General features: G+C 71.6%; 23 protein-coding genes. 16 read left to right on the top strand and 7 right to left on the bottom strand.

Annotated elements, in window-relative coordinates; translation table 11 throughout:
* The 5 genes from AC0KTA_RS02955 to AC0KTA_RS02935 all read left to right on the top strand — a co-directional run bounded on the left by AC0KTA_RS02955 (position 1) and on the right by AC0KTA_RS02935 (position 3,902).
* The gene (locus AC0KTA_RS02955; RefSeq protein ID WP_481053496.1) at positions 1-540 is read left to right on the top strand and encodes a prephenate dehydratase domain-containing protein; all 540 of its coding nucleotides are present in this window, start codon (positions 1-3) and stop codon (positions 538-540) included.
* A complete protein-coding gene (locus tag AC0KTA_RS02950) occupies positions 537-1,283 on the top strand; it encodes an RraA family protein (RefSeq protein WP_481053495.1) in 747 nt (248 codons plus the stop codon). The genes AC0KTA_RS02955 and AC0KTA_RS02950 overlap by 4 nt, the downstream gene beginning before the upstream one ends.
* Before the next feature lie 51 nt (positions 1,284-1,334).
* On the top strand, positions 1,335-2,306 hold the full coding sequence (locus tag AC0KTA_RS02945) for a quinone oxidoreductase family protein (RefSeq protein ID WP_481053494.1): 972 nt from the start codon (positions 1,335-1,337) through the stop codon (positions 2,304-2,306).
* Between the two features lie 169 nt (positions 2,307-2,475).
* The gene (locus AC0KTA_RS02940; protein ID WP_481053493.1) at positions 2,476-2,637 is read left to right on the top strand and encodes a chorismate mutase family protein; all 162 of its coding nucleotides are present in this window, start codon (positions 2,476-2,478) and stop codon (positions 2,635-2,637) included.
* Positions 2,638-2,642: 5 nt separating this feature from the next.
* Entirely contained in the window at positions 2,643-3,902 is a 1,260-nt protein-coding gene (locus AC0KTA_RS02935; RefSeq protein WP_481053492.1) for a 3-deoxy-7-phosphoheptulonate synthase, read from the top strand.
* Positions 3,903-4,055: 153 nt separating this feature from the next.
* Here the strand turns inward: AC0KTA_RS02935 and AC0KTA_RS02930 are convergent, their stop codons facing one another.
* Both AC0KTA_RS02930 and AC0KTA_RS02925 read right to left on the bottom strand, forming a co-directional pair.
* Entirely contained in the window at positions 4,056-4,832 is a 777-nt protein-coding gene (locus AC0KTA_RS02930; RefSeq protein ID WP_481053491.1) for a thioesterase II family protein, read from the bottom strand.
* Positions 4,833-4,864: 32 nt separating this feature from the next.
* A complete protein-coding gene (locus AC0KTA_RS02925; RefSeq protein WP_481053490.1) occupies positions 4,865-7,522 on the bottom strand; it encodes a non-ribosomal peptide synthetase in 2,658 nt (885 codons plus the stop codon).
* A 600-nt stretch (positions 7,523-8,122) separates the two neighbouring features.
* On the opposite strand from AC0KTA_RS02925, the gene AC0KTA_RS02920 reads away from it, so the two are divergent.
* The 4 genes from AC0KTA_RS02920 (at position 8,123) to AC0KTA_RS02905 (ending at position 11,228) form a co-directional block, all read left to right on the top strand.
* On the top strand, positions 8,123-8,803 hold the full coding sequence (locus AC0KTA_RS02920; RefSeq protein WP_481053489.1) for an ABC transporter permease: 681 nt from the start codon (positions 8,123-8,125) through the stop codon (positions 8,801-8,803).
* Positions 8,800-9,477 (top strand): ABC transporter permease, encoded by a 678-nt coding sequence (locus AC0KTA_RS02915; protein ID WP_481053488.1) that lies wholly within the window; start codon positions 8,800-8,802, stop codon positions 9,475-9,477. Before AC0KTA_RS02920 ends, AC0KTA_RS02915 begins: the two co-directional genes overlap by 4 nt.
* Before the next feature lie 113 nt (positions 9,478-9,590).
* Entirely contained in the window at positions 9,591-10,511 is a 921-nt protein-coding gene (locus tag AC0KTA_RS02910; RefSeq protein ID WP_481056291.1) for an ABC transporter substrate-binding protein, read from the top strand.
* Between the two features lie 33 nt (positions 10,512-10,544).
* Positions 10,545-11,228, top strand: a complete 684-nt coding sequence (locus tag AC0KTA_RS02905; RefSeq protein WP_481053487.1) for a class I SAM-dependent DNA methyltransferase — start codon at positions 10,545-10,547, stop codon at positions 11,226-11,228.
* 165 nt (positions 11,229-11,393) lie between these two features.
* Here the strand turns inward: AC0KTA_RS02905 and AC0KTA_RS02900 are convergent, their stop codons facing one another.
* The 4 genes from AC0KTA_RS02900 to AC0KTA_RS02885 form a co-directional block, all read right to left on the bottom strand.
* Positions 11,394-12,557 (bottom strand): ABC transporter ATP-binding protein, encoded by a 1,164-nt coding sequence (locus tag AC0KTA_RS02900; protein ID WP_481053486.1) that lies wholly within the window; start codon positions 12,555-12,557, stop codon positions 11,394-11,396.
* 74 nt (positions 12,558-12,631) lie between these two features.
* Positions 12,632-13,285, bottom strand: coding sequence for a LutC/YkgG family protein (locus AC0KTA_RS02895; protein ID WP_481053485.1), 654 nt, complete (start codon positions 13,283-13,285; stop codon positions 12,632-12,634).
* Positions 13,282-14,760, bottom strand: coding sequence for a LutB/LldF family L-lactate oxidation iron-sulfur protein (locus tag AC0KTA_RS02890; RefSeq protein WP_481053484.1), 1,479 nt, complete (start codon positions 14,758-14,760; stop codon positions 13,282-13,284). Before AC0KTA_RS02890 ends, AC0KTA_RS02895 begins: the two co-directional genes overlap by 4 nt.
* A gap of 28 nt (positions 14,761-14,788) precedes the next feature.
* Positions 14,789-15,544, bottom strand: coding sequence for a (Fe-S)-binding protein (locus tag AC0KTA_RS02885; protein WP_481053483.1), 756 nt, complete (start codon positions 15,542-15,544; stop codon positions 14,789-14,791).
* A gap of 115 nt (positions 15,545-15,659) precedes the next feature.
* Between AC0KTA_RS02885 and AC0KTA_RS02880 the strand changes: the two genes are divergently transcribed.
* The 3 genes from AC0KTA_RS02880 (at position 15,660) to AC0KTA_RS02870 (ending at position 18,753) form a co-directional block, all read left to right on the top strand.
* Positions 15,660-16,961: an alpha/beta fold hydrolase gene (locus AC0KTA_RS02880; RefSeq protein WP_481053482.1), complete on the top strand. Its 1,302-nt coding sequence runs from the start codon at positions 15,660-15,662 to the stop codon at positions 16,959-16,961.
* 104 nt (positions 16,962-17,065) lie between these two features.
* Positions 17,066-17,824, top strand: coding sequence for a PIG-L deacetylase family protein (locus AC0KTA_RS02875; RefSeq protein ID WP_481053481.1), 759 nt, complete (start codon positions 17,066-17,068; stop codon positions 17,822-17,824).
* A gap of 92 nt (positions 17,825-17,916) precedes the next feature.
* A complete protein-coding gene (locus AC0KTA_RS02870) occupies positions 17,917-18,753 on the top strand; it encodes an enoyl-CoA hydratase/isomerase family protein (RefSeq protein WP_481053480.1) in 837 nt (278 codons plus the stop codon).
* On the opposite strand, the gene AC0KTA_RS02865 is transcribed toward AC0KTA_RS02870, so the two are convergent.
* Positions 18,707-19,750 carry an SDR family oxidoreductase gene (locus AC0KTA_RS02865; protein WP_481053479.1) on the bottom strand — a complete coding sequence of 348 codons (1,044 nt, stop codon included), beginning with the start codon at positions 19,748-19,750 and terminating at the stop codon, positions 18,707-18,709. The genes AC0KTA_RS02870 and AC0KTA_RS02865 overlap by 47 nt on opposite strands.
* 185 nt (positions 19,751-19,935) lie before the next feature.
* Between AC0KTA_RS02865 and AC0KTA_RS02860 the strand changes: the two genes are divergently transcribed.
* The 4 genes from AC0KTA_RS02860 to AC0KTA_RS02845 all read left to right on the top strand — a co-directional run bounded on the left by AC0KTA_RS02860 (position 19,936) and on the right by AC0KTA_RS02845 (position 24,072).
* Positions 19,936-20,691 (top strand): helix-turn-helix domain-containing protein, encoded by a 756-nt coding sequence (locus AC0KTA_RS02860; RefSeq protein ID WP_481053478.1) that lies wholly within the window; start codon positions 19,936-19,938, stop codon positions 20,689-20,691.
* 92 nt (positions 20,692-20,783) lie between these two features.
* Complete coding sequence (locus tag AC0KTA_RS02855; protein WP_481053477.1) at positions 20,784-21,761, top strand: NADPH:quinone oxidoreductase family protein; 978 nt, start codon at positions 20,784-20,786, stop codon at positions 21,759-21,761.
* Positions 21,758-22,969 carry an acyl-CoA dehydrogenase family protein gene (locus AC0KTA_RS02850; RefSeq protein ID WP_481053476.1) on the top strand — a complete coding sequence of 404 codons (1,212 nt, stop codon included), beginning with the start codon at positions 21,758-21,760 and terminating at the stop codon, positions 22,967-22,969. The genes AC0KTA_RS02855 and AC0KTA_RS02850 overlap by 4 nt, the downstream gene beginning before the upstream one ends.
* Positions 22,966-24,072, top strand: coding sequence for an acyl-CoA dehydrogenase family protein (locus AC0KTA_RS02845; protein ID WP_481053475.1), 1,107 nt, complete (start codon positions 22,966-22,968; stop codon positions 24,070-24,072). Before AC0KTA_RS02850 ends, AC0KTA_RS02845 begins: the two co-directional genes overlap by 4 nt.
* The last annotated feature ends 18 nt before the right edge of the window (positions 24,073-24,090 follow it).

Raw genomic sequence — 24,090 nt, 5'->3', positions numbered from 1 at the left:
GTGTCCAACAAAGACCGCAACTTGCAGGTCCACACGCTGGGGCCGGCAGGAACGAACTGCGAAGCGGCCGCACATCACTATCTGGAACAGCACGATTACAAGCAGGGCGACGTCATTCTGTACGACTCGCTGGAAAACGCGGTCGACGGCGTTATGGCCAACCCGTCCGACAGCGTGCTGCTCGGCTGTGTCGTCTACCCGAGGCTGAACGAGATCGTCTTCCGGAACCTCAAGTCGATGTCGCTGCACGAGTGCTTCATGATGCCGACTCACCGGATGGTGCTCGCCGGGCGCGATCAGGGTCCGATACAGAAGGTGCTGAGCCACCCCGCGCCGGTCGGCCTCATCGAGGACCGCGGCTACGGCATCCGGCTCACGACGAGCAACGCCGCGGCCGCGGTGGAGTGCGCCAGTGGTGAGGCGGACGCGTGCATCACCACCAGTGTGGCCGCCGAGGCGAACAACCTCGAGATCATCGAGGACTTCGGCCCGGTGGACATGGGCTTCAGCATCCACGTGCCCCGCGGAACCACCCTGTGACCGCGGGCACGGACGTCCGTCCGACCGGCAACGAGGCACCGCTCGAAGAGACTTACGAACTGGTCGCGAAAACGGTGCAGGAGCACGGCGTCTCCACAGCGACGCTCGCGGACGTGCTCGACGCGTTGGGCATCACCAACCGCGTACTGGACTCGCGACTGCAGCGCGTGTCGGGCGGTGACCGGATGTTCTTCGGCGCCGCGTACACCGTCAGCTGGGTGCCGGTGCGCAAGGGCCCGAGCATCGTCGCTCCCTCTCCGAGTACCTGGCAAGAGGTCCGTGACTTCCTGGTGCCCGAGGTCGTCGACGGGCAAGGAATGGTCTACGTCGCGGGCTCCGGGCCGCTGGTCACCGACGCCGCGCTCGCGGGAGGGCTGTCCGCGACCTATCTGCTCGAGCAACTGCGGTTCGAGGGAATCGTGTTGGGCGGTGCCATCCGCGACCGGGACGTCGTCGAGCAGACCACCCGTCCGGTCGTCGCGAGCAACTTCGTCCCGACCGACACCCAGGGCGCGTACCGCGTCGAGTCGGCCGGCGACATGTGCCTGGTCAACCGCGTGCTGGTGCACACGGGCGACTGGGTGTTCTCCGACGGCAACGGCACGGTGGTGGTCCCGGCGGCACGACTGCAGGAGGTGCTGGACGGGGCCGCGGCCACCGGCCGCACCGAGCAGGACGTCCTGCGGCGTATCCGGGCCGGCGAGCGACTGCCGAACCTCATCGACGAGGTCGGCACCATCTAGCCCCCACACCTGAGAAACATTCAGCTCCAACACCTGAGTAAGGAGGCCGCAATGCGTGCGGTCGCGGTACACCGGCATGGCGGTCCCGAGGTGCTGACACCGACCGAGTGGGCCACGCCGGTCGCGGGCCCCGGCGAGGTGCTCGTCAATGTTGCAGCCATCGGCGTCAACTATCACGAAACCTACGAGCGAAGCGGTCTCTATCCACGCGAGCTGCCCTACGTTCCCGGACGGGAGCTGGCGGGGACCGTGGCCGCCGTCGGGGCCGACGTCACCGATCTCTCGGTCGGTGACCTGGTGGCCACGGCTGACGTGCCGACGCCCGGTGGCTACGCCGAGCAGGTGACACTGCCCGCCGACCGTGTCGTGCGGGTGCCCGAGGGGGTGAGCGCCGAACAGGCCGCGGCGGTGCTGCTGCAGGGGCTGACCGTGCACGTGCTCACCCAGGACAGCCACGCGGTGCGTGCGGGCGAGACGGCTCTGGTGCACGCCGCGGCGGGCGGTGTCGGGCTCCTGCTCACCCAGGTGCTGCGGTCGCTCGGCGTCCGCGTCATCGGGACCGTGTCCACCGCGGAGAAGGAGAAAGCGGCACGGGAGGCAGGGGCGCACGAGATCATCCGCTACACGGAGGTCGATTTCGCCACCGAGGTCAGCAGGCTCACTGACGGCGACGGCGTGGATGTCGTCTACGACGCGGTCGGCAGTACGACCTTCGAGGGAAGCATCGCCTCACTGCGTCCACGGGGCAGCTTCGTCCTCTACGGACAGTCCAGCGGCAAGATTCCGCCCCTTGATCTGAGCACCGGCGTACGCGGCTCGATCAAGCTGACCCGCCCCTACCTCCCGGACTTCATCGCGACCCCCGAGGAGCTGCGGGCCCGTGGCGCCGCGGTGTTCTCCTGGATCCACCGGGACAACCTCAACGTCCACATCGGACGGACCTACCCGCTGGCCGACGCCTGCACCGCGCAGGCGGATCTCGAGCAGCGCCGCACCATCGGCAAGTTGCTGCTGACACCTTGACCGTGAACCGGGCACTCATCTGCCCTATGGCAACAGCACACACGAGGGGGAGCAAGGCGTGTTGGAATCACCGACCGAAGAACTTACGGAACTGGACATACGACTATCCATAGGACAAGCGCGTATAGACATCGACAACCTTGATCTCGGCATCATCAGTCTGCTGCGGATGCGCCGTGAAGTGTCGCAGCGCATCCAGCAGACCCGCCGGCAGGCGAACGGGCCGGACGTCGACTCCGGCCGTGAGGACGACATCGCACGGCTGTACCGCTCCCACTTCGGGGACAGCGGCGACGACGTCGCCGCCGCCGTCCTGCGGGCCTGCCGGTGACCGCGATGACGAACACCACGCTGAGCACGGCCGACCCGTTGCATCTGCCGGTGGAACACCAGCAGCCGCGCTGGCCCGACCCCGACAAACTGGCGGACGTGGTCCGCACGTTGGGCGGCCTGCCCGCGCTGGTGTCACCGAGCGACTGCGACGAGCTCCGGCTGCGCCTGGCCGCGGTGGCCCGAGGTGAGGGGTTCCTGCTCCAGGGCGGCGACTGCGCGGAGCTGTTCACAGGGCCGCTGATCGAGCCCACACAGGACAAGTTGCGCTGCCTCGCCGACATGGCCGCGCTCCTGACCTCGGAGTCCGGCCTGCCGACGCTCACCGTCGGCAGGCTCGCCGGGCAGTATGCGAAACCGCGCTCGTCGGCCACCGAGACCAGGGGCGACCGCGTACTGCCCGTCTACCGGGGCGACGCGGTGAACGAACTGCGCTTCGACACCAAGTCCCGTACCCCGGACCCGCGGCGCCTGATCGCCGCGTACCGGGCCGCGGACCGCGTCCTGTCCGACATCCGGCGGCTTCGCACCAAGGACCGGGCGCTCTTCACCGACCTCGGCGGCGACTTCTTCACCAGCCACGAAGCGTTGCTGCTGCCGTACGAGACCGCACTCACCAGGATCGATCCGGCGTCCGGACGGACGTACGGCCTGTCCGGTCATCTGTTGTGGATCGGCGAGCGGACGCGGCAGCCCAACGGGCCGCACGTGGCCTTCGCGGCAAGCGTACGCAACCCGGTGGCGGTCAAGATCGGGCCGACCACGACCCGCGCGGACATCGCGGAACTGGTCGAACTGCTCGACCCCCACCGGGAGCCGGGCCGGCTGACGTTCATCACCCGCCTCAGCGCGAACGCGGTGCACGACCTGCTGCCACCGCTCGTCGACGAGGTGATCCTTCGGGACTCACCGGCGATCTGGGTGTGCGATCCGATGCACGGCAACACCATCACGACCGCGGACGGCACCAAGACCCGCCGGTTCGAGGCGATCTGGTCGGAGGTCCGCGGGTTCATCGAGGTCCACCGGGCGCTGGGTACCCACCCGGGCGGCCTGCACCTGGAGTTGACCAGCCGCAACGTGACCGAATGCATGGACGATCACGCGCCTGTGCACGAGCGGGATCTCCATCGGCGGTACGAGTCGGCCTGCGACCCGCGCCTCAACGGCGCCCAGGCGCTGGAACTGGCCCGGTTGGTCGCACCGCTGCTCCGGCCGAGCGCCCAGAGCGTGGAGCTGTCGCGGGACGCCGCCACGCTTGGCTGAGCCACCACGCTTGGCTGAGCCACTGAGCCACTCTTGTCCACGAACTGAGAATTCCCGATATCAAGGTATCCACCGGTATCAAGGTATCCAGCGAAAGAGGCTGCACGGGCGGATCGCCCGTGCAGCCTCTTTGTGATTGCTCCGGCAGCGGTGCTACGCCTCCAGCAGGGTTTCGCCGACAAACCCAGGGACGTCGTTGCCGTCCTCATTCAGGTAGAAATGACCGCCGGGGAATATCTTGGTCGTGAAGGATGCCGAGGTGTACTCGCTCCACCCCGTCACGGTATCCAGCGGGGCCCGCCAGTCGGACTGGCCGACCAGCGCGGTGATCGGGGTCTCCAATGGGGGCACGGTGGCCACGCGGTGGCGCTCCCAGAGCTGGAAGTCGGCGAGGACAACCGGTACCAGCGCGTCCATGACCTCCGGATCCGCGCTCACCTCCTCGTCGAATCCACCGAGGCTGAGCACGGCCTCGTGGAATTCCCGCTCCGGCAGGTCGTGCAACTTCGGCCCGGCCCAGATCACTTCGGGCGTGGACTGGGCGGACACGAACAGCCGGGTCGGGCGGGGGCCGCCCCGCGACTGCAGCGCCCTCGCCACCTCGAAGGCCAGCATCGACCCGCATGAGTGCCCGAAGAAGGAGAACGGCCCGGTGAGCGCGGGACGCAGGTCGGCGACGATCTCCCGCACGAGCTGGCCGACGTCCTTGGCCGGATCCTCGGTGATCCGGTTCTGCCGGCCCGGCAGCTGGATGGCCACCAGTTCGATGTCCTCCGGCAACCTCCGCGCCCAGCTCGAGTACGCGTTGGCGCCGCCGCCCGCATGGGGGAAGCAGACGATCCGGTGCCGTGGCTCGGCTCGCCGGGCACGCCACAGGTATCGGTTCTCGGGGACCAGACGCCCCTTGAGGCCTGGTCTTTGGGTGCGCACAACGCCCTCCGTGGATATGAGATCAGCAGGAATCAGTGAACAGATGGGGTGTCCGCTGCCGCCTCGTCGCTGAGCGCCGCGATGGTCTGCAGACGGAACAGGTCCTTGGCCGAGACCGACACACCCGCCGCGCGGGCCTTGGAGACGACCATGATCCCGAGGATGGAGTCACCGCCGATCTCGTAGAAGTTGTCGGTCACCCCGACGCGGTCGATCTCGAGCACCTCGGCCCAGATCTCGGCGAGCACGCGCTCGTCGTCCGTGCGCGGCGCGACGTAGTCGTCGGCGTCGGCGGTGAGCTCCGGGGCCGGCAACGCGGCCCGGTCGACCTTGCCGCTCGGGGTGAGCGGGAACTCGTCGAGCAGCATGACGACCGCGGGCACCATGAACTCCGGGAGCCGCTCCCCGACGAAGTCCCGCAGCGCGCCCGGCTCGGGCCGGCGGTCCCGCTCGGGCTGGACGTAGCCGACGAGGCGCTTGTGCTCACCGTCGTCGCGAGCGATCACCACCGCCGCTTCGACGTCCGGGTGCTGCTGGAGCACGAGCTCGATCTCGTTCGGCTCGATCCGGAAGCCGCGGACCTTGACCTGACGGTCCACCCGGCCGACGTACTCCAGCGCGCCCTCCGGCGACCATCGCACCAGGTCACCGGTGCGGTAGAGCCGGTCTCCCGGAGCTGCGCCGAAGATGTCGGGCAGGAAGCGTTCCGAGGTGAGACCCGGACGGGCCAGGTAACCCCGCGCGACCCCGGGCCCGCCGATGAACAGCTCACCGACCACACCCGCGGGTACCGGGCTCATCCGTTCGTCGAGCACGTACACGCTCGTGTTCACGACCGGACGGCCGATGGGTATCGTGCGGTGCTCGTCGATCTGCTCCACCAGGTGCCAGGTGGCGAAGGATGTCGTCTCAGTGGGGCCGTAGCAGTGGATCAGGCGCTCCGGCGGACCCGCCGCCAACGCCTGCGCCACTCGGTCCGGATTGACTGCCTCACCACCGAACAGCAGGTGACGCAGCGTCTTGAACGCATCGGGCTGCACCGCGACAACCTGGTTGAACACCGCCGTGGTGAGCACGAGCGTGGTGATGTGATGCCGAGTCAGGGCGCCTATCAGCGCCGTCGGGTCGAGCATCGTGTCCTTGTCGATGACGACCATCCGGGCGCCCGCGACCAACGGTGCCCAGATCTCGAAGGTCGCCGCGTCGAACGTCGCGTCGGCACCCTGGGCGACGACGTCCTCGGACCGCAGCGGGATGTAGTCGGCCTTGGAGAGCAGCCTGGTGATCGAACGGTGCTCGACCACCGTCCCCTTCGGGCGGCCGGTCGAGCCCGAGGTGTAGATCACGTACGCCCCGTCACGCCCGGAGACCGGGACGGCCGGCGCCACCGAGGGCTGGGCGGCCAGGTTCTGTTCCTGTTCGTCGACCGAGATGAAGTCGGCGTCGGTCGCCTCACGCAACTTCTCGACCAGCGCGCTTTCGGTGACGCACACCGATACGTCGGCGTCCCCGAGCATGAAGCCCAGCCGGTCGGTCGGGTACCGGGGGTCCAGCGGCAGGTAGGTGCCGCCGGCGCGGAGGACGGCAAGCAGGGCGGTGACAAGACCCGGGCCGCGCGGGAGACACACGGCGACGATGTCGCCCCGCTCAACCCCGGAAGACACCAACAGGTTGGCGAGTCGGTTGGCCGCGGTGTCCAGCTGCCCGTACGTCATCGTGTCCGTGGCGCTGACGATCGCGACCGTGTCGGGCTCCGACTGGGCGCGCCTGCCGACCTGCTCGTGCACGCACGGCCATTCCTGCAACTCGACCTGGTTGACGCCCCATTCGCTCAGAAGTGTGTGCCGTTCCTCCTTGTCCAGGAGGGGAAGGTCACCCACCGGCCTCGCCGGATCCTGCACGGCGGCGGTCAGCAGCACCACCAAGTGCCGGGCCAGCCGCTGAATGGTGGCCGCCTCGAACAGTCCCGGGTCGTAGCCGAAGGTGCCGACGAGCTCGCCCGTGTCGGTCAGCCGGCAGTCGACCGTGAGGTCGAACGGATGAGGTGTCTCCGTCGCGTCGGTGTCGCGCAGGATCAGCAGTACCTGGGCCAGGGGAGCGGCGCGATCGGTGCCTTGGGGCGTCAGCGCGTCCGCAAGCCCGGAGAAGGGCAGGTCCGCGTTGGCCATCGCGTCCTCGACGACCTGGACGTTCTGCTCGATCAACCGCGTGAACGGGCCGTCCGGCTGGATGGTCGACCGCAGGACGACGACATTGGCGAAACGGTCGTCTGATCCGTCGGGCACCCGGCCGGTCGCCACCGTGGCCAGAGGGATGTCCTGCTGCCTGCCGTAATGGGAGAAGAGCGCCTGGGATGCGGAGAGGAGGACGGTGAACAGTGTCCCGCCGACTTTGTCCGCCAGGGCATTCATCTTGTCGACGGCATCCGTCGGCACCCGGAATTCGACCTGCGTGAGCGCCGTGCTGGGCACGGCCGGCCGTGGCCGGTCGGCCGGGAGCCGCAACACCGGAAGGTCGTCGAGCTGGTCGAGCCAGTATCGCTGTTGTTCGGCGAGGTCAGCCTCGGTGAGCCGGTCGCGCAACCTGATCCTTTCGTCGGCCTCGGCACCGTGCTGACCGCGGTCGAGCAGGCCGGCGCCGTTGTCGTTGGTGTGAGTCAACGCATCGGAACTGCGGATGCCCTCGGACATATCACTCTTTCCCTTCGCGTTCATTGCCCGCGACAAGCCCGCTGGCGCTGGAGCAGCCTGACTCGTGAATTCCGCGGTTTCCGACACTTGATGGGGACGCGTTCGGCTCGGTCCGGCGAAAGCGCGTCGATATCTGCCGCACGTTCCGGCTTGTTACGGTCGAGCCCGCGGCGAGATCCCCCCAAGGAATCTGATGCGGCAATTATGCATACGGTGGTTCTTAAGGTTTCTTCAAGGTCATCGATGTGCCGAAGCGGCTTTGTGACGTGATGCAGAAGTCATGCAATGCCGGTTGGCCACTATAGTGAACCGATTCCAGTCGATCGACCGAAACAGCACGTCGGGCGCCTGTTGTCTGTCCCGTCGACGGGACGGGCGCGCAAACTCGGTCGAACGCTTGACGGCCCTGCGCACCCGTGCAAGGGTCAAGGGTTGAGGCATTCCTGTATTCCTGTATTCCTGTATTCCGCTTAAGGGGACGACTGAATTCCGCCCCCTTGTGGCGACCTCCGCGAGCAGTGGCCACGCGGCGCGCGGCGCCCCACCCCGTACGGTCCAGTACGACGTGCCGCACCCCGTGCGCCCCGCTGGAATGGACAGGTGACCGCGCCCCCGGACGACTGCCTCGCGCGCAACGAGTGGATCTGCGGTGAGTATCTGAGCACGCGCCGCGAGATCCTCGTCGACGCCGTGCTGCAGCACCTGGAGCTGACCGCGCTCTCCGTCCTGATCGCGCTCGTCGTCGCCCTGCCGCTGGCCGTCCTCGCCCGCCGCTGGGGGCTCGCCGCGGGACCGGTGCTCGCGGTCACCACCGTCCTCTACACGATCCCGTCGCTCGCGATGTTCTCGCTGCTGCTTCCGGTGTACGGCCTGTCGTCGACGCTGGTCGTCGCGGGCCTGGTCCTGTACTCGCTGACGCTGCTCGTCCGGAACATCCTGGCCGGGCTGCGCGCCGTGCCGGAGGAGACCCGGCAGGCCGCGCGCGGCATGGGCTACGGCCCCATCCGGCTGCTCCTGACCGTCGAACTGCCGCTCGCCCTGCCCGCCGCCATGGCGGGCCTGCGCATCGCCACCGTCTCGGCGGTCTCGCTGGCCACCGTCGGCGCGATCGTCGGCTTCGGCGGCCTCGGCAACCTCATCTACGCCGGCATGAACACCTACTTCAAGGCCCAGGTCCTCACCGCCTCCGTGCTCTGCGTGGTCATCGCCGTCCTCGCCGACCTGCTGCTGCTCGGCGTACAGCGGCTGCTCACGCCCTGGACGAGGGCGGCCCGCGGATGAAGACCCTGACCGACGCCTGGGACTGGCTCGCCGACTCCGCGCACTGGGCGGGCGACGACGGCGTCTGGCACCGGCTGACCCAGCATCTCGTTCTGACGGTCGTCTGCCTGCTGATCAGCTGCCTCATCGCGCTGCCCGTCGCGCTCGTGCTCGGCCATCTCGGCAAGGGGGGCGCGCTCGCCGTGAACATCTCCAACATCGGGCGCGCCGTGCCGACCTTCGCGGTGCTCGTCCTGCTGCTCCTCACCCCGCTCGGGAAGTGGGGCGACGGCCCCACCGTCGTCGCCCTGGTGCTGTTCGCCGTGCCGCCGCTGCTCACCAACGCGTACGTCGGCATGCGCGGCGTCGACCGCAGCGTCGTGCAGGCCGCGCGCGGGATGGGCATGACGGGGCGTCAGATGCTGTGGCGGGTCGAGGCACCGCTCGCGCTGCCGCTGATCATGAGCGGGGTGCGCATCGCCGCCGTGCAGCTCGTCGCCACCGCCACCATCGCGGCCCTCGCGGGCGGTGGCGGGCTCGGCCGCATCATCACGGCGGGCTTCAACCTGGCCAGCACGCCGCAGGTGGTGGCGGGCGCCGTGCTCGTCGCCGTGTTCGCCCTCCTGGTCGAGGGCGTCTTCGAGGCCGTCGAGCGGCTGGCGCCCGGGTGGGCGCGCAAGGTGGGGAAGGGGTGAGCGGAGTGACTGGGGTGACCGGGGCGGGCGGACCGACCGGGGTGAGCACGGCGAGCGCGGCGAACACGGCGAGCACCGTGCGCCGGAGGAGCCGGCGCACCCGGTGCGGGGTGCTGGTCGCGGCCGCCGCCCTGCTCGCTGCCGGCTGCGACTCCGGCCCGTCCCTGGAGAACCGGGGCGAGGTCACCGAGCCGCCCGGCGACAGCAAGCACCTCGTCATCGGCTCCGCCGGCTTCACGGAGAGCGACCTGCTCGCGCAGATGTACGCGCTGCTCCTGGACAAGGCCGGGTACGGCACCGAGATCCTGTCCGTCGCCAACCGCGAACTGTACGAACCCGCCCTGGAGTCCGGGCAGATCGACGTCGTGCCCGAGTACGCGGCCACGTTCGCGGACTGGCTCAACGCCAAGGCCAACGGCGCCGACGCGAAGCCCGTCGGCTCGCCCGACCTCGACGCCACCATGAAGGCCCTGCGGAAGCTGGCCGCGCCGCGCGGCCTGACCGTCCTCGATCCGGGCAGGGCCGTGGACCAGAACGCGTTCGCGGTCGCCACCCCGTACGCCCGCAGGCACCACCTGAAAACCCTCAGCGACCTCGGCAAGTCCGGCCTGAAGGTGCGGCTCGCCGCGGGCGACGAATGCGTACAGCGCCCCTACTGCGAGCCGGGCCTGAAGAAGGTCTACGGCATCGACGTCACCGGAGTCGATCCCAAGGGCGTCGGCACCACGCAGGCCAAGCAGGCCGTGCAGCGAGGCCAGGACCAGATGGTCCTCACCACCACGACGGACGCCACGCTCGACGAGTTCGGCCTCGTGCTCCTGGCCGACGACAAGCACCTGCAGAACGCCGACTACATCGTCCCGGTCGTCAACCGCTCCCGCGCGGGCAGCGAAGGCGTCGCCCACGCCCTGGCCCGCCTCAACTCGGTCCTGACGACGGCGGACCTGGCCGACCTCAACCGCCGGGTGGACAGCTGGCGCAGGCTCCCCGAGGACGTCGCGCGCGAGTACCTGGAGGACAAGGGGCTGCTGTAGGCACGGGTCGCGGCGGATGCCATGCTGCCCGCCATGGCCGATCAGGTGAGCGACGCCGAGCACGTCGCCGAACACGGGGATCACGGCGCCCCTCACGACGCCGTCCGGCGCAGCTACGACACCGTCGCCGACGAGTACGCGCAGCGGTTGCACGACGAACTCGACGCCAAGCCGCTCGAACGCGCGCTCCTGTCCTGCCTGGTGGAACGGGCGGGACCGGGTGCGCCCGTCGCCGACCTCGGCTGCGGCCCCGGGCATGTGGCGGCCCACCTCACCGGGCTCGGCGTGCGCGCTGTCGGTGTCGACCTGTCGGCGGGGATGGTCGCGACGGGCCGCCGCCGGTATCCGGGGGTGGAGTTCCGCGAGGGCGACCTTCTGCATCTGCCCGCCGAGGACGGGGAGTTCGCCGCGGCCGTCGCCCTCTACACGATCATCCACCTCGACCCGCACGAACTGCTCCCGGCGTTCGCGGAGGCGCGGCGGGTGCTGCGCCCCTCGGGGCTGCTGCTCCTGTCGTTCCACATCGGCACGGAGATCCGGCACCTGGACGAGTGGTGGGGGCACGACGTCGACCTCGACTTCCGCTTCCTCGCTGTCGCGGACATCGCCGAACTCCTGGAAGAGGCGGGCTTCACCGTGGAGGCCCGCCTGGAACGCGAACCGCTACCCACCGAGGCCCAAACCCGCCGCGCCTACCTCCTGGCCCACAGCACCTGAACCCACCCGGCCGCAGTGGGCTCTGTCCCGAGCCGGGGTTTCTTCTCCGCCGCAACGGCGAGCAACCCCCGCGCACCGCCCCGGCGGTGCCAAACCACCCCAGTCATGGCGCAGCCAAAACCCCCGTCACCCCGCGCCGGAGAGGCGCCCCGCGCCGGAGAGGCGCTACGCGTCGGAAACCGAGTCGAACTCCACCTCCCCCCGCCCCACACCGTGGGCATCCGCGTCCACCGACCGCCGCAGCGCCTCGTGCAGCTTCGCCGGGGTGAGGACGCCGACGAAGCGGGCGCCGTCCACGACGGCGACCCAGCCCGCGTCGTGCTGGAGCATCATGCCGAAGGCCTGCTTCAGCGGGGTGCCGACGGGGACCCAGGCGTTCATGCGGTGCGCCAGGTCGCCGACCGTGGCCCCGTCGTCGGCGAGCGCGACCTCGTCGACGCCGACCCAGCCGTGCAGGTCCCCGTCGGTGTCCAGGACCATCGCCCAGCGGGCGTCGTCCGCGCGGAGCCGGGCCGCGGCCTGCGCGGCGGGCTCGTCGAGGCGGGCGACGGGCGGCTGCTCCAGGTCGTCGGCCTCGATCTCGGTGACCGAGAGCCGCTTCAGGCCCCGGTCGGCGCCCACGAACTCCGCCACGTACGGCGTCGCGGGCGTGCCAAGGACCGCGCCCGGGGTGTCGAACTGCTCGATGCGCCCCTCGCCGTACACCGCGACCCGGTCGCCGAGCCGCACGGCCTCCTCGATGTCGTGCGTGACCATCAGGACGGTCTTGCGCACGGTCTGCTGGAGGTTCAGGAACTCGTTCTGCAGCCGCTCCCGCACGACCGGGTCGACGGCGCCGAACGGCTCGTCCATCAGGAGCACCGGCGGATCGGCGGCGAGCGCGCGGGCCACGCCGACGCGCTGGCGCTGCCCGCCGGAGAGCTGCTCCGGGTAGCGGGACCCGTACGTCTTCGGGTCGAGCCCCACAAGGTCGAGCAGCTCGGCGGCGCGCGCCCGCGCCTTGGCCCGCTTCCAGCCGACGAGCGCGGGCACGGTGGCCGTGTTGTCGAGGACGGTGCGGTGCGGGAAGAGGCCGACCTGCTGGATGACGTAACCGATGCGGCGGCGCAGCCGCACCGGGTCGACGCCCGCGATGTCCTCGCCGTTGACGTAGATATGGCCCGACGTCGGCTCGATCAGCCGGTTCACCATCATCATCGTGGTCGTCTTGCCGCAGCCGGACGGGCCGACGAGCGTGACCAGCTCTCCCTCGGCGACCTCGAAGGAGAGGTCGTCCACGGCCGTCGTGCCGTCCGGGTAGCGCTTGGTCACCTGCTCGAACCGGATCATTCCCTCACGCTAACCGCGCGTGATCATCCCCGCATACGCTGCACCCGGCCGCACGCCGGACCTGCCGCACCCGCTCAGCCGGGCCCGGTCACCAGGACGACCTCCAGGGTGCGCGGCCCGTGCACGCCCTCGACCCGGTCGAGTTCGATGTCGCTGGTCGCGGAAGGACCGGAGATCCAGGTGAGGGGACGCGCCGGGTCGAGCCGTTCGAGGGCCTGCGGTACGGAGGAGACGACCTGGTCGGGTACGCGGACGACGCAGATGTGGTGGTCGGGGACGAGGGTGATGCGGCGGCGTCCCTGGTCGGGGGAGCCGTCGAGGACGAGGGTGCCGGTCTCCGCGATCGCCACGGCGCAACCGGTGACGACGGCGTCGGCCTCGTCCAGCTCGGCGGCGGTGCTCGCGGCCCGGTCGTGGACGCGGACCGGATCGGCGGCGGCCAGCCACCCCGGCGGCAGGGCGGGCGGGACGAGGACGGTGCGGGCGCCGCTCGCGGCCAGCAGCCGCGTCAGCAGCATCGGCAGTTCCTCGCGGTCCGTGCGGTGCACGAGCGCCCGGTAGTCGGCCAGGTTCTCGGCGAGCAGGTCGACGGTCTGCTCGGTGGTGCGCGCGCCGTGCTCGCGCAGGTAGCTCCGGTCGACGGCCTGCTCGTACGGCTCCGGGGCCCGGCCCGCCGAATCGCCGAGCGCGCGCCGTACGCGTCCGAGGACGATGTCCCGGCTGGTCATGCGCCGTCCTCCTGTCCGCCGCGGGTGCGCTGCCACCAGTCCCGGAACGATTCGCCGGGGACCTTCGGCAGGTCCCGGGTCGCGCTCCACGCCCGGCCGGGCCCCGGCAGCGTACGCGGATGCACCCGGCGGGTGCGGGCGGCGAGCCGCTGACCGGCCCGCAGCAGTCCGGGCCTGGCGAACACCATGCCGGCCGCGCGCATCGCGGCCCGCTCGGCCGCGTGTCCCTGCGCGGGCTTGAGGGTCACCTTCGCGCCGTGGCGGGTGAACTCGCCGCCCTGGACGACGCGTTCGCGCAGGTGGACGAGGACTTCGGGGATGTCGATGGCGACCGGGCACACCTCGTAGCAGGCGCCGCAGAGGCTGGACGCGTAGGGGAGGGAGGCGTCGATCTCGCTGGCCGTGCCGCGCAGTTGAGGGCTGAGGATGGCGCCGATGGGCCCGGGGTAGACCGAGCCGTAGGCGTGTCCGCCCGCCCGCTCGTAGACGGGGCACACGTTCAGGCAGGCCGAGCAGCGGATGCAGCGCAGGGCCTGGCGGCCGACGTCGTCGGCGAGGGTGTCGGTGCGGCCGTTGTCCAGCAGGACGAGGTGGAAGGTGCTCGGCCCGTCGGTGTCGGTGGTGCCGGTCCACATCGACGTGTACGGGTTCATGCGCTCGGCGGTCGAGGAGCGCGGCAGGGTCTGGAGGAAGACCTCCAGGTCGCGCCAGGTCGGCACGATCTTCTCGATGCCGACGACGGAGATCAGCGTCTCCGGCAGCGTCAGGCACATGCGGCCGTTGCCCTCGGACTCCACGACCACCAGGGTGCCGGTCTCGGCGACCATGAAGTTCGCCCCCGAGACGCCGACCTTGGCGCGCAGGAACTTCTCCCGCAGGTGCAGCCGGGCGGCCTCGGCCAGTTCGGCGGGCGTGTCCGTGAGGTTCTCGGGGGCGGGGCGGCCCCAACGCGCCATCTCCCGCGCGAAGATGTCGCGGATCTCACCGCGGTTGCGGTGGATGGCGGGGACGAGGATGTGCGAGGGGCGGTCCTCGCCGAGCTGCACGATGAGTTCGGCGAGGTCGGTCTCGTAGGCGCGGATGCCCGCGGCCTCCAGGGCTTCGTTGAGCCCGATCTCCTGCGTGGCCATCGACTTGACCTTGACGACTTCGGACTCGCCGGTGTCCTTGACGAGCCCGGTGACGATCCGGTTCGCCTCGTCGGCGTCGGCGGCCCAGTGGACGGTGCCGCCCGCCGCGGTGACCGACTCCTCCAACCGCACCAGATAGTGGTCGAGATGGCGCAGCGTATGGTCCTTGATCTGCTTGCCCGCCTCGCGCAGCCGCGCCCAGTCGTCGAGTTCGGCGACCGCCTTCGCGCGCTTGTCGCGGATGGTGTGGGTGGCGTGCCGCAGGTTCGCCCGCAGCGTCGCGTTGCCGACGGCCTCGTGCGCCGCCTTCGGGAAGGCGGGCATCCCCACGAACGTCCCGCTCACGACCGGGTCTCCTCTTCCGCCGTCGCGCTCATGCCCGGGTCTCCTCTTCCGTGCTCGCCAGGATCTCCGCGATGTGCACCGGCCGCATGGCCGTCCGCAGCCGCGCCATCGTGCCGCCCAGGTGCATCAGGCAGGAGTTGTCCGCCGCGCACAGCACCTCCGCGCCGGTCGACTCGGCGTGACGCACCTTGTCCGCGCCCATCGCCGCCGATACGTCGGAGTTCTTCACCGCGAACGTGCCGCCGAAGCCGCAGCACTCCGTCGCCCCCGGCAGCTCCACCAGGTCGAGCCCCTGCACCGCCGCGAGCAGCCGCGCCGGCCGGTCCCCGAGGCCCAGGGAGCGCAGGCCGTGGCAGGTCGGGTGGTACGTCACGGTGTGCGGGTAGTAGGCGCCCACATCCGTCACACCCAGCACGTCCACCAGGAATTCCGTCAGTTCGTACGTCTTCGGCACCACGGGGGCCAGAGTGCGGGCGAGCCCGTCGCCGCGGCCCTCCGCGCGGGCCCGCTCACCCATCCGCGGATACAGCTCCCGCACCATCGCCCCGCAGGATCCGGAGGGCGTCACGATGGCCTCGTACTCCCCGAAGACATCGGAGAAATACCGGGCGAGCGGCTCGGCCTGATGTCGGTAGCCGGTGTTGAAGTGGGCCTGCCCGCAACAGGTCTGCGCCGCCGGGAAGTCCACGTCGACACCCAACCTGGTCAGGAGTTTCACCACGGCTCGGCCCGTGTCGGGATAGAGCGTGTCGTTGACACACGTCAGGAACAGAGCGACGCGCATCCCGCTTCCTCCTCCTTGGTCATCGGACGATCGCAGCGTACGCGTGCACCCAGGCGTTGCGATACGTTGCCCACGCATCTGTCGCACACGTTGTCGCATACGCTCAGGAGTCCTCTTGACCGTCACTTACCGCCAGCCCGGAGTCGTCCTCACCGACCGCAGGTTCACCGTGCCGCTCGATCACGACCACCCGACGGGTGAGCGGATCGAGGTGTTCGCGCGGGAGTGCGTCGCGGCGGGGCGCGAGGACGCCGAGCTGCCGTGGCTGGTGTACCTCCAGGGCGGGCCCGGCTTCGGCGCCAACCGATTCAGCGGCAAGCAGGCGTGGCTGGGCCGCGCCCTGCGCGACTACCGGGTGCTGCTGCTCGACCAACGCGGCACCGGCAGCTCCACCCCGGCCAACCGGCAGACGCTGCCGCTGCGCGGCGGACCGCGCGAACAGGCCGACTACCTGGCGCACTTCCGCGCCGACGCGATCGTGCGCGACTGCGAGACGATCCGTCCGGAGGTGACCGGCGGCGCGCCGTGGACGGTCCTCGGCCAGAGCTTCGGCGGCTTCTGCGCCACGCACTATCTGTCGGCCGCGCCCGAGGGGCTGCGGGCGGCGCTGATCACCGGCGGCCTGCCGACACTGGACGGGCACGCGGACGACGTCTACCGCGCCGCGTACCCGCGCATGGAGCGCAAGTCCCTCGCGCACTACGCGCGTTACCCGATGGACGCCGAGCGGGCCCGCCGCATCGCCGAGTACGTCGCCGAGCACGAGCCCATACTGCCCGGCGGCTACCGCCTCACCGTCGAGGCGTTCCAGTCCCTCGGCATCCTGCTCGGCACCGGCGACGGCAGCCACCGCCTGCACTACCTCCTGGAGGACGCCTTCGTGCGCACTCCGGCGGGCCACACCCTGTCGGACGCCTTCCAGGAAGCCGTGCTCGGGCTCCTCTCGTACGCGGCCGCGCCGCTGTACGCCCTGCTGCACGAGGCGTGCTACGGGCAGGGCGGGCGCCCCACCGCCTGGTCCGCCGAGCGGGTGCGCGCCGACTTCCCGGGCTTCGACGCGGGCAAGAGCCTCGCGAACGGCGCCCCGCTGCTGTTCACCGGCGAGGCCGTGCAGCGCTGGATGTTCGACTCCGACCCCGCCCTGCGCCCCCTGCGCGAGACCGCCGACCTCCTCGCCGGACGCACCGACTGGGCCCCGCTGTACGACCCCGCGCGCCTCGCCGCGAACGACGTCCCCGTGGCGGCGGCCGTCTACCACGACGACCTGTTCGTCGACACCGAGCACTCCCTGCGAACCGCCCGCACCATCCGGGGGCTGCGCACCTGGATCACGGACGAGTACGAGCACGACGGGCTGCGGGTGAGCGGCGCGAAGGTGCTCGACCGGCTGCTCGGCCTGGTGCGCGGCGAGGCCTGACGCTTCCCGGCTCCCGGTCCCGCTGTTGCCGTATGCTCCCGGTCCCGCTGTTCCCGTACGTACGCCTGTTCGTGGGCGGGGTGCCCACGGATAGGCTGCCGCCCATGACCGACCAGCAGAACAGTTCCGCAGAGCCCGCGCAGCTCACCCCCATGCCCGAGGACTGGCAGCGGGCCCTCGCCGTCGTCGCCCACCCGGACGACCTGGAGTACGGCTGCTCCGGAGCGATCGCCGCGTGGACCGACGCCGGGCGCGAGGTGGCGTACCTGCTCGCGACGCGCGGCGAGGCCGGCATCGACACCATGGCACCCGCCGAGGCGGGGCCGCTGCGCGAGCGGGAGCAGCGGGCGAGCGCCGCCGTCGTCGGCGTGGACACCGTCGAGTTCCTCGACCACGCCGACGGCGTCATCGAGTACGGCACGGCGCTGCGCCGCGACATCGCCGCCGCCATCCGCAGGCACCGGCCCGAGCTGGTCATCACCCTCAACCACCGTGACACCTGGGGCGGCGTCGCCTGGAACACCCCGGACCACGTCGCCGTCGGCCGGGCCACACTGGACGCCGCGTCCGACGCGGGCAACCGCTGGATCTTCCCCGAGCTGACCGAGCAGGGTCTCGAACCGTGGAACGGGGTGCGCTGGGTCGCCATCGCGGGCACGGACCGGCCGACCCACGCGGTGGACGCGACGCCCGGCATGGAGCGCGCCATCCAGTCCCTGCTCGAACACCGCGCGTACCTCGAAGTCCTCACCGACGAGGACCCCGAGAAGTACTGCCGCACCTTCCTCAGCGGCTTCGCCGAGCAACTCGCGCCGCGCTTCGGCGGGAAGCCCGCGGTGGCGTTCGAGGTCTTCGGCCGCTGATCCGGGGTCTTCATCCGGTGAGCCGCCACCCGTAGGCTGACGGTACGTCAGGTACGTACCGTCGGCGCGGCGCGGGAAGAGGGGCGGACCGGGTGATCGACACCGTCAGCACGGACATCCCGGAGGGTGCGGAGCGCCGCCTTCGCCTCGACGTCGAGGACGGCGTCGGCATCCTCACCCTCTGCCGGCCCGCCCGGCTCAACGCCTGGAGCTGGGAGTCGACCCGCCAACTCGGCCTGTACGCCGACCGGATCCGCTTCGACGACTCCGTCCGCGCGGTCCTGCTGCGCGCGGAGGGCCGGTCGTTCTGTGCGGGCATCGACATCTCCGCGCCCGGCGGCGCCATCACCGGCCGCTCGGGCGCGGAACGCACCCACCACTACTACGAGGGCATCCGCTGGGCCCACGAGCGCTTCCGCGCCTTCGCGGGTCTGCCGCAGCCGATCGTCGCCGCCGTCCAGGGCCACTGCCTGGGCTTCGGCTTCGAACTCGCCCTCATGGCGGACGTCCGGATCGCCGCGGACGACGCCGAGTTCGCGCTGCCCGAGGCGCAACTCGGCGTCGCCGTCGACGCGGGCGGCGACCTGCGCGTGGCCCGCGAGGCGGGCGCGGGCTGGGCCAAGTTCCTCGCGCTCACGGGCCGCCGCATCGACGCCACCACGGCGGAACGCCTGCGCCTGGCCCAACTCGTCGTACCCCGCGCCGACTTGGACGCGACCGCACGAGCGGTGGCCACCGAGATCGCCACGAACGCCCCGCTCGCCGTGCGCGCCATCAAACGCAACATCGACACCTACGCCGACGCGGCCCTCGACCGCACCCTCGACCGCGTGGCGATGACCGCGGCGATCACGCTGAACTCGGAGGACGTGGGGGAGGGGTTCACGGCCAAGGGGGCGGGGCGGGCGGGGGAGTTCGAGGGGAAGTGAGTGCGCCGGGCGGCGAAGGTGAGCCGCCCCGGCCCAACTGCTCCCGCACCGACACCACCGGTGGGTTCACCAAGGACCGCCGCTGCCAGTTCGCGCCGTCCACCACCAGGGTGTGGCCCGTGATGAAGCGGGCGTAAGGAGAGGCCAGGAACGTCGCCGCCCAGCCGAGTTCGCGTGGGGCGCCCACGCGGAGGGCGGGTTGGCGGGTGGCCAAGGGCGGTGAGGTGCGGGGGGCGGGGGCGTTCGCGTCGGTCAGGGGGTCCGCGTCGCTCAGGGCCGCGCGGATGTCCCGCGTCATGTCCTCGTGCGGCATCAGGCCCGGTACCAGGCCGTTGACCTGGATTCCGTACGGGCCCCACTCCACCGCGAGCGTCTCGACGAGGCTCTTCACGCCCGCCTTCGCCGCCGCGCTGTGCGCGAAACCCGGGCCGCCCGTCCAGGCGTACGACGCGCCGATGTTGATGACCGAGGCGGGCGTGCCCGCGGCAAGGTGGCGGCGGGCGAACTCCCGGGTCATGAAGAACGTGCCGGTCAGCGTCGCGTCGACGACCGCACGCCAGGCGTTGGGGGACATCTCCTCCGCGGGCACGGGGAAGTTCGCCGCCGCGTTGTTCACCAGGACGGCGGGCAGGCCGTACGCGGATTCGGCGGCGTCGAAGGCGGCGGCCACGCGATCGGGGTCGCGGATGTCGCACACCGCCGTCGCCACCCGGCCGCCCAGCCCCGCAAGCTCGGCGCGCGCCGCCGTCAGGCGTGGTTCGTTCCGGCTCGCGATCACCAAGTCCGCGCCCAGGCGGGCGAATTCGGCCGCGATCGCCAGGCCGAGGCCGCTGCCGCCGCCGGTGACCAGGACGACGGTGCCGTCGTACGTGCCGGGCGGGAGGGCCGTCGCGCCCAGTGGGGGCGGGGCGGGCAGGCCGGGAGGAGGCGCGGGGGGCGTGCTGCCCGGGTGCGTCTCGGTGGGGGTGGGGTGCTGCCCGGTGCCGTCGGTCGTCATGGGTGCTTCGATAGCCCGCCGGTGCGCAAAGGTGAAGGGGTGACGCGGGGGCGTCGGCAGTCGGCGCCCCCGGTTCCGCGTCGAGGGTGCCGAACGCCGAGCACCGCGAGCCGAGCGCCGAGTGCCCAGCCCCGAGCATCGGGTGCCGGATTGACATATCGGCTTGCTGATTCTGCAATAGGCGCATGGGAAGCACAGCGAGTGGTCCGACGAAGAGCGGACGCAGTGGACGTAAGGCCGGTCAGGGCTCTGGACGTAAGGCCCGGCAGGACTCCGGACGTGAGGCCGTGCAGGACTCCGGGCATCAGGCCGGGCAGGACTCCGGCGGCCTGCCCGCCCCCGAGCCCGACGGTGCCGAGACGGACAAGGTCCTCACCGCCGTGGGCCCCCGCCTCCGCAAGATCCGTAAGGAGCGCGGTGCCACCCTCGCCGGGCTCTCCGCCGCCACCGGCATCTCCGTGAGCACCCTGTCCCGGCTCGAATCGGGTGGCCGCAGGCCCAGCCTCGAACTGCTCCTGCCCATCGCCCGCGCCCACCAGGTCCCCCTGGACGAGCTCGTCGGCGCCCCGCCGGTCGGCGATCCGCGCGTGCGGGCCAAGCCGATCACGCGGTACGGGCGCACGATGGTGCCGCTGACCCGGCAGCCGGGCGGGCTGCAGGCGTACAAGGTCATCGAGCCCACCCGCTCCGTCGAGCCCGACCCGCGTACCCACGAGGGGTACGAGTGGCTGTACGTCCTGTCGGGGCGGCTGCGCCTCGTGCTCGCCGAGCACGACGTGGTGCTCGGGCCGGGCGAGGCCGCCGAGTTCGACACCCGGGTGCCGCACTGGTTCGGGTCCACGGGCGAGGGGCCGGTGGAGTTCCTGAGCCTCTTCGGGCCGCAGGGGGAGCGGATGCACGTGCGCGCGCGGCCCGCCGCGAAGCGCGACCCGGAGGAGTAGCGGGCCCGCGGGGCCACCCCCTGTTCCCTTCCGGGCAAGCGACCGCTTAGTATGCCTCCGGAGCACGGTCGACGACAGCGTGGAGGCCCCGCATGCGCGCATGGCACGTACACCGCAACGGCGAGCCGAGCGAGGTGATGCGGCTCGAAGAGGCGGACCGGCCGGTGCCCGGCGACGGCCAGGTGCTCCTGAAGGTCCGCGCCGCGAACATCAACTTCCCGGACGCGCTGCTGTGCCGCGGCCAGTACCAGATCACCCCGCCCCTGCCGTTCACGCCGGGCGTGGAGATCTGCGGCGAGACCGAGGACGGCCGCCGCGTCATCGCGAACCCCGTGCTGCCGTACGGCGGCTTCGCCGAGTACGCCGTCGCGGACGCCGCCGCCCTGCTGCCCGTGCCGGACGCCCTCGACGACGCCGAGGCCGCCGCGCTGCACATCGGCTACCAGACCGGCTGGTTCGGGCTGCACCGGCGCGCGCACCTCAAGGCGGGCGAGACGCTCCTGGTGCACGCGGCCGCGGGCGGCGTCGGCAGCGCGGCCGTGCAGCTCGGCAGGGCCGCGGGCGCCCGGGTCATCGGCGTCGTCGGCGGCGCGGAGAAGGCGAGGGTCGCGCGGGAGCTCGGCTGCGACCTGGTCCTCGACCGGCGTGAGGACGACATCGTGGGCGCCGTGAAGGAGGCCACCGGCGGCCGCGGCGCCGACGTCGTCTACGACCCGGTGGGCGGCGTCGCGTACGCCAAGTCCGCCAAGTGTGTGGCCTTCGAGGGCCGCATCCTCGTCGTCGGCTTCGCGAGCGGCGCCATCCCGACGCCCGCCCTGAACCACGCCCTGGTGAAGAACTACTCGATCGTCGGCCTGCACTGGGGGCTCTACAACACCAAGGACCCGCGCGCGGTCCTGGAGTGCCACGAGCGGCTCACCGAACTCGCCGCGAAGGGCGCCGTCAAGCCGCTCGTCAGCGAGCGCGTGCCGCTCGGCCAGGCCGCCGGGGGCGTCCAGCGCGTCGCCGACGGCATCACCACCGGCCGCGTGGCCGTCCTGCCCGCGCTCGCCGAGGAGGCCGCCGCATGACCGGCCGCACGACCGACACCGGCCGCACGATCGACGCCGACGAACTGCGCCGCCGCACCCAGGAGTTGCTCACCGAGCACCCTCCGGCCACGACGGAACGCACCGCGTTCCTCAAGGCACGCTTCGACGCCGGACTCGCCTGGGTGCACTACCCCGAGGGCCTCGGTGGGCTCGGCGCGCCGCGCTCGCTGCAGGCCGTCGTGGACACCGAGCTGGAGGACGCGGGCGCGCCCGACAACGACCCGCGCCGCATCGGCATCGGCCTCGGCATGGCCGCGCCCACGATCCTCGGCTTCGGCACGGACGAGCAGAAGCGCCGCTTCCTGCGGCCCCTGTGGGTCGGCGAGGAGGTGTGGTGCCAGCTCTTCAGCGAGCCCGGCGCGGGCTCCGACCTCGCGGCGCTCGGCACCCGCGCCGTCCGCGACGGCGAGAGCTGGGTGGTGGACGGGCAGAAGGTGTGGACGTCCAGCGCGCACACCGCCCGCTGGGGCATCCTGATCGCCCGCACCGACCCGGACGTGCCCAAGCACCGCGGCATCACGTACTTCATCTGCGACATGACCGACCCCGGCGTCGAGGTGCGGCCGCTGCGCCAGCTCACCGGCGAGGCCGAGTTCAACGAGGTGTTCCTCACCGGCGTGCGCATCCCGGACAGCCGCCGCCTCGGCGCGGTCGGCGACGGCTGGAAGGTCGCCCAGACCACCCTCATGAACGAGCGCGTGTCCATCGGCGGCATGCGCATCCCGCGCGAGGGCGGCATGATCGGCCCGGTCGCCGAGGCCTGGCGCGAGCGCCCCGAACTGCGCACCCACGACCTGCACCAGCGCCTGCTGACCCTGTGGGTCGAGGCGGAGGTCGCCCGGCTCACCGGCGAGCGGCTGCGCCAGCAGCTCGTCGCGGGCCAGCCTGGACCGGAGGGCTCCGGCATGAAGCTCGGCTTCGCCCGCCTCAACCAGGAGATCAGCGGCCTGGAGGTGGAACTCCTCGGCGAGGAGGGCCTGTTGTACGACGACTGGACGATGCGCCGGCCCGACCTCGTCGACTTCACCGGGCGCGAGGCGGGCTACCGCTACCTGCGCTCCAAGGGCAACAGCATCGAGGGCGGGACCACCGAGGTCCTGCTGAACATCGTCGCCGAACGCGTCCTCGGCCTGCCGCCGGAACCGCGCACCGACAAGGACGTCGCCTGGAAGGACCTGGCCCGATGAGTGACCTGCTCTACACGGAGGAAGAGGAGGCGGTCCGCTCCGCCGTGCGCTCCCTCCTCGCCGACCACTGCGACCCGGCCGCCGTCCTCGCCCGCACCGAGTCGGACGAGCCGCACGACCGCGAGCTGTGGAAGGCCCTCGCCGACGGCATGGGCCTCGCCGGGCTCCTGGTGCCCGAGGACCGCGGCGGACAGGGCGCCACGCACCGCGAAGCGGCCGTGGTCCTGGAGGAGTTGGGCCGCTCGGTGGCGCCGGTGCCGTACCTCACAAGCGCCGTCATCGCCACCGAGACGCTGCTCGCCTGCACGGGCGACGCGGCGGCGGAACTGCTCGCCGCGCTGGCGTCGGGCCGCACCGTCGGCGCGCTCGCCGTGCCGTTCGCCACCGCCCCGGAGGCCGCCCACCCGCGGGTCCGGTACGCGGGCGGCGCCCTGTACGGCGAGGTGACCGGCGTCGCGGACGCGGCCGCCGCCGACATCCTGCTCGTCCCGTCCGACAGCGGCCTCTTCGCCGTCGACACCGGCCGGAACGGCGTCACCCTCACCCCGCGGACCTCCCTCGACCGCACCCGCCCGCTCGCCACGGTCACCCTCGACGCGGCCCCCGCGCGGCTGCTCGCCGAGGGCGCGGAGGCGGACGCCGCGGTCCGGCTCGGCCTGCGCTCCGGTGCCGGACTGCTCGCCTCCGAGCAACTCGGCCTCGCCGAATGGTGCTTGACGGAGACCGTCCGTTACCTGAAGGAGCGCCACCAGTTCAACCGGCCCGTCGGCTCCTTCCAGGCGCTCAAGCACCGCCTCGCCCGGCTCTGGCTCGACGTGGTGAACACCCGCGCCGCCGCCCGGCACGCCGCCGACGCCCTCGCCACCGGCAGCGACGAGCCGAACCTCGCGACGGCCCTCGCCCAGGCCTACGCGGCCCCCGTGGCGGTGCGCGCCGCCGAGGAGGCCGTCCAACTGCACGGCGGCATCGGCATGACCTGGGAGCACCCCGTCCATCTGTACCTGAAGCGGGCCAAGGCCGACTCGATCGCCCTCGGCACCGCGGGCACCCACCGGGAGAATCTGGCCGGCCTGATCGACCTGCCCGCGCCCGCAACTCCCTGACCTGGGCGTAGGGCTAAA

The sequence above is a fragment of the Streptomyces sp. Y309 genome (assembly GCF_056712025.1).
This window is presented reverse-complemented; position numbering and strand designations above follow the sequence as displayed.

Coding starts and splice junctions, on each gene's coding strand:
- AC0KTA_RS02945 (WP_481053494.1), top strand. CDS start 1,335: ATGCGTGCGGTCGCGGTACACCGGCATGGCGGTCCCGAGGTGCTGACA.
- AC0KTA_RS02940 (WP_481053493.1), top strand. CDS start 2,476: ATGCGCCGTGAAGTGTCGCAGCGCATCCAGCAGACCCGCCGGCAGGCG.
- AC0KTA_RS02935 (WP_481053492.1), top strand. CDS start 2,643: ATGACGAACACCACGCTGAGCACGGCCGACCCGTTGCATCTGCCGGTG.
- AC0KTA_RS02925 (WP_481053490.1), bottom strand. CDS start 7,522: ATGTCCGAGGGCATCCGCAGTTCCGATGCGTTGACTCACACCAACGAC.
- AC0KTA_RS02915 (WP_481053488.1), top strand. CDS start 8,800: ATGAAGACCCTGACCGACGCCTGGGACTGGCTCGCCGACTCCGCGCAC.
- AC0KTA_RS02905 (WP_481053487.1), top strand. CDS start 10,545: ATGGCCGATCAGGTGAGCGACGCCGAGCACGTCGCCGAACACGGGGAT.
- AC0KTA_RS02900 (WP_481053486.1), bottom strand. CDS start 12,557: ATGATCCGGTTCGAGCAGGTGACCAAGCGCTACCCGGACGGCACGACG.
- AC0KTA_RS02895 (WP_481053485.1), bottom strand. CDS start 13,285: ATGACCAGCCGGGACATCGTCCTCGGACGCGTACGGCGCGCGCTCGGC.
- AC0KTA_RS02885 (WP_481053483.1), bottom strand. CDS start 15,544: ATGCGCGTCGCTCTGTTCCTGACGTGTGTCAACGACACGCTCTATCCC.
- AC0KTA_RS02875 (WP_481053481.1), top strand. CDS start 17,066: ATGACCGACCAGCAGAACAGTTCCGCAGAGCCCGCGCAGCTCACCCCC.
- AC0KTA_RS02865 (WP_481053479.1), bottom strand. CDS start 19,750: ATGACGACCGACGGCACCGGGCAGCACCCCACCCCCACCGAGACGCAC.
- AC0KTA_RS02860 (WP_481053478.1), top strand. CDS start 19,936: ATGGGAAGCACAGCGAGTGGTCCGACGAAGAGCGGACGCAGTGGACGT.
- AC0KTA_RS02855 (WP_481053477.1), top strand. CDS start 20,784: ATGCGCGCATGGCACGTACACCGCAACGGCGAGCCGAGCGAGGTGATG.
- AC0KTA_RS02850 (WP_481053476.1), top strand. CDS start 21,758: ATGACCGGCCGCACGACCGACACCGGCCGCACGATCGACGCCGACGAA.
- AC0KTA_RS02845 (WP_481053475.1), top strand. CDS start 22,966: ATGAGTGACCTGCTCTACACGGAGGAAGAGGAGGCGGTCCGCTCCGCC.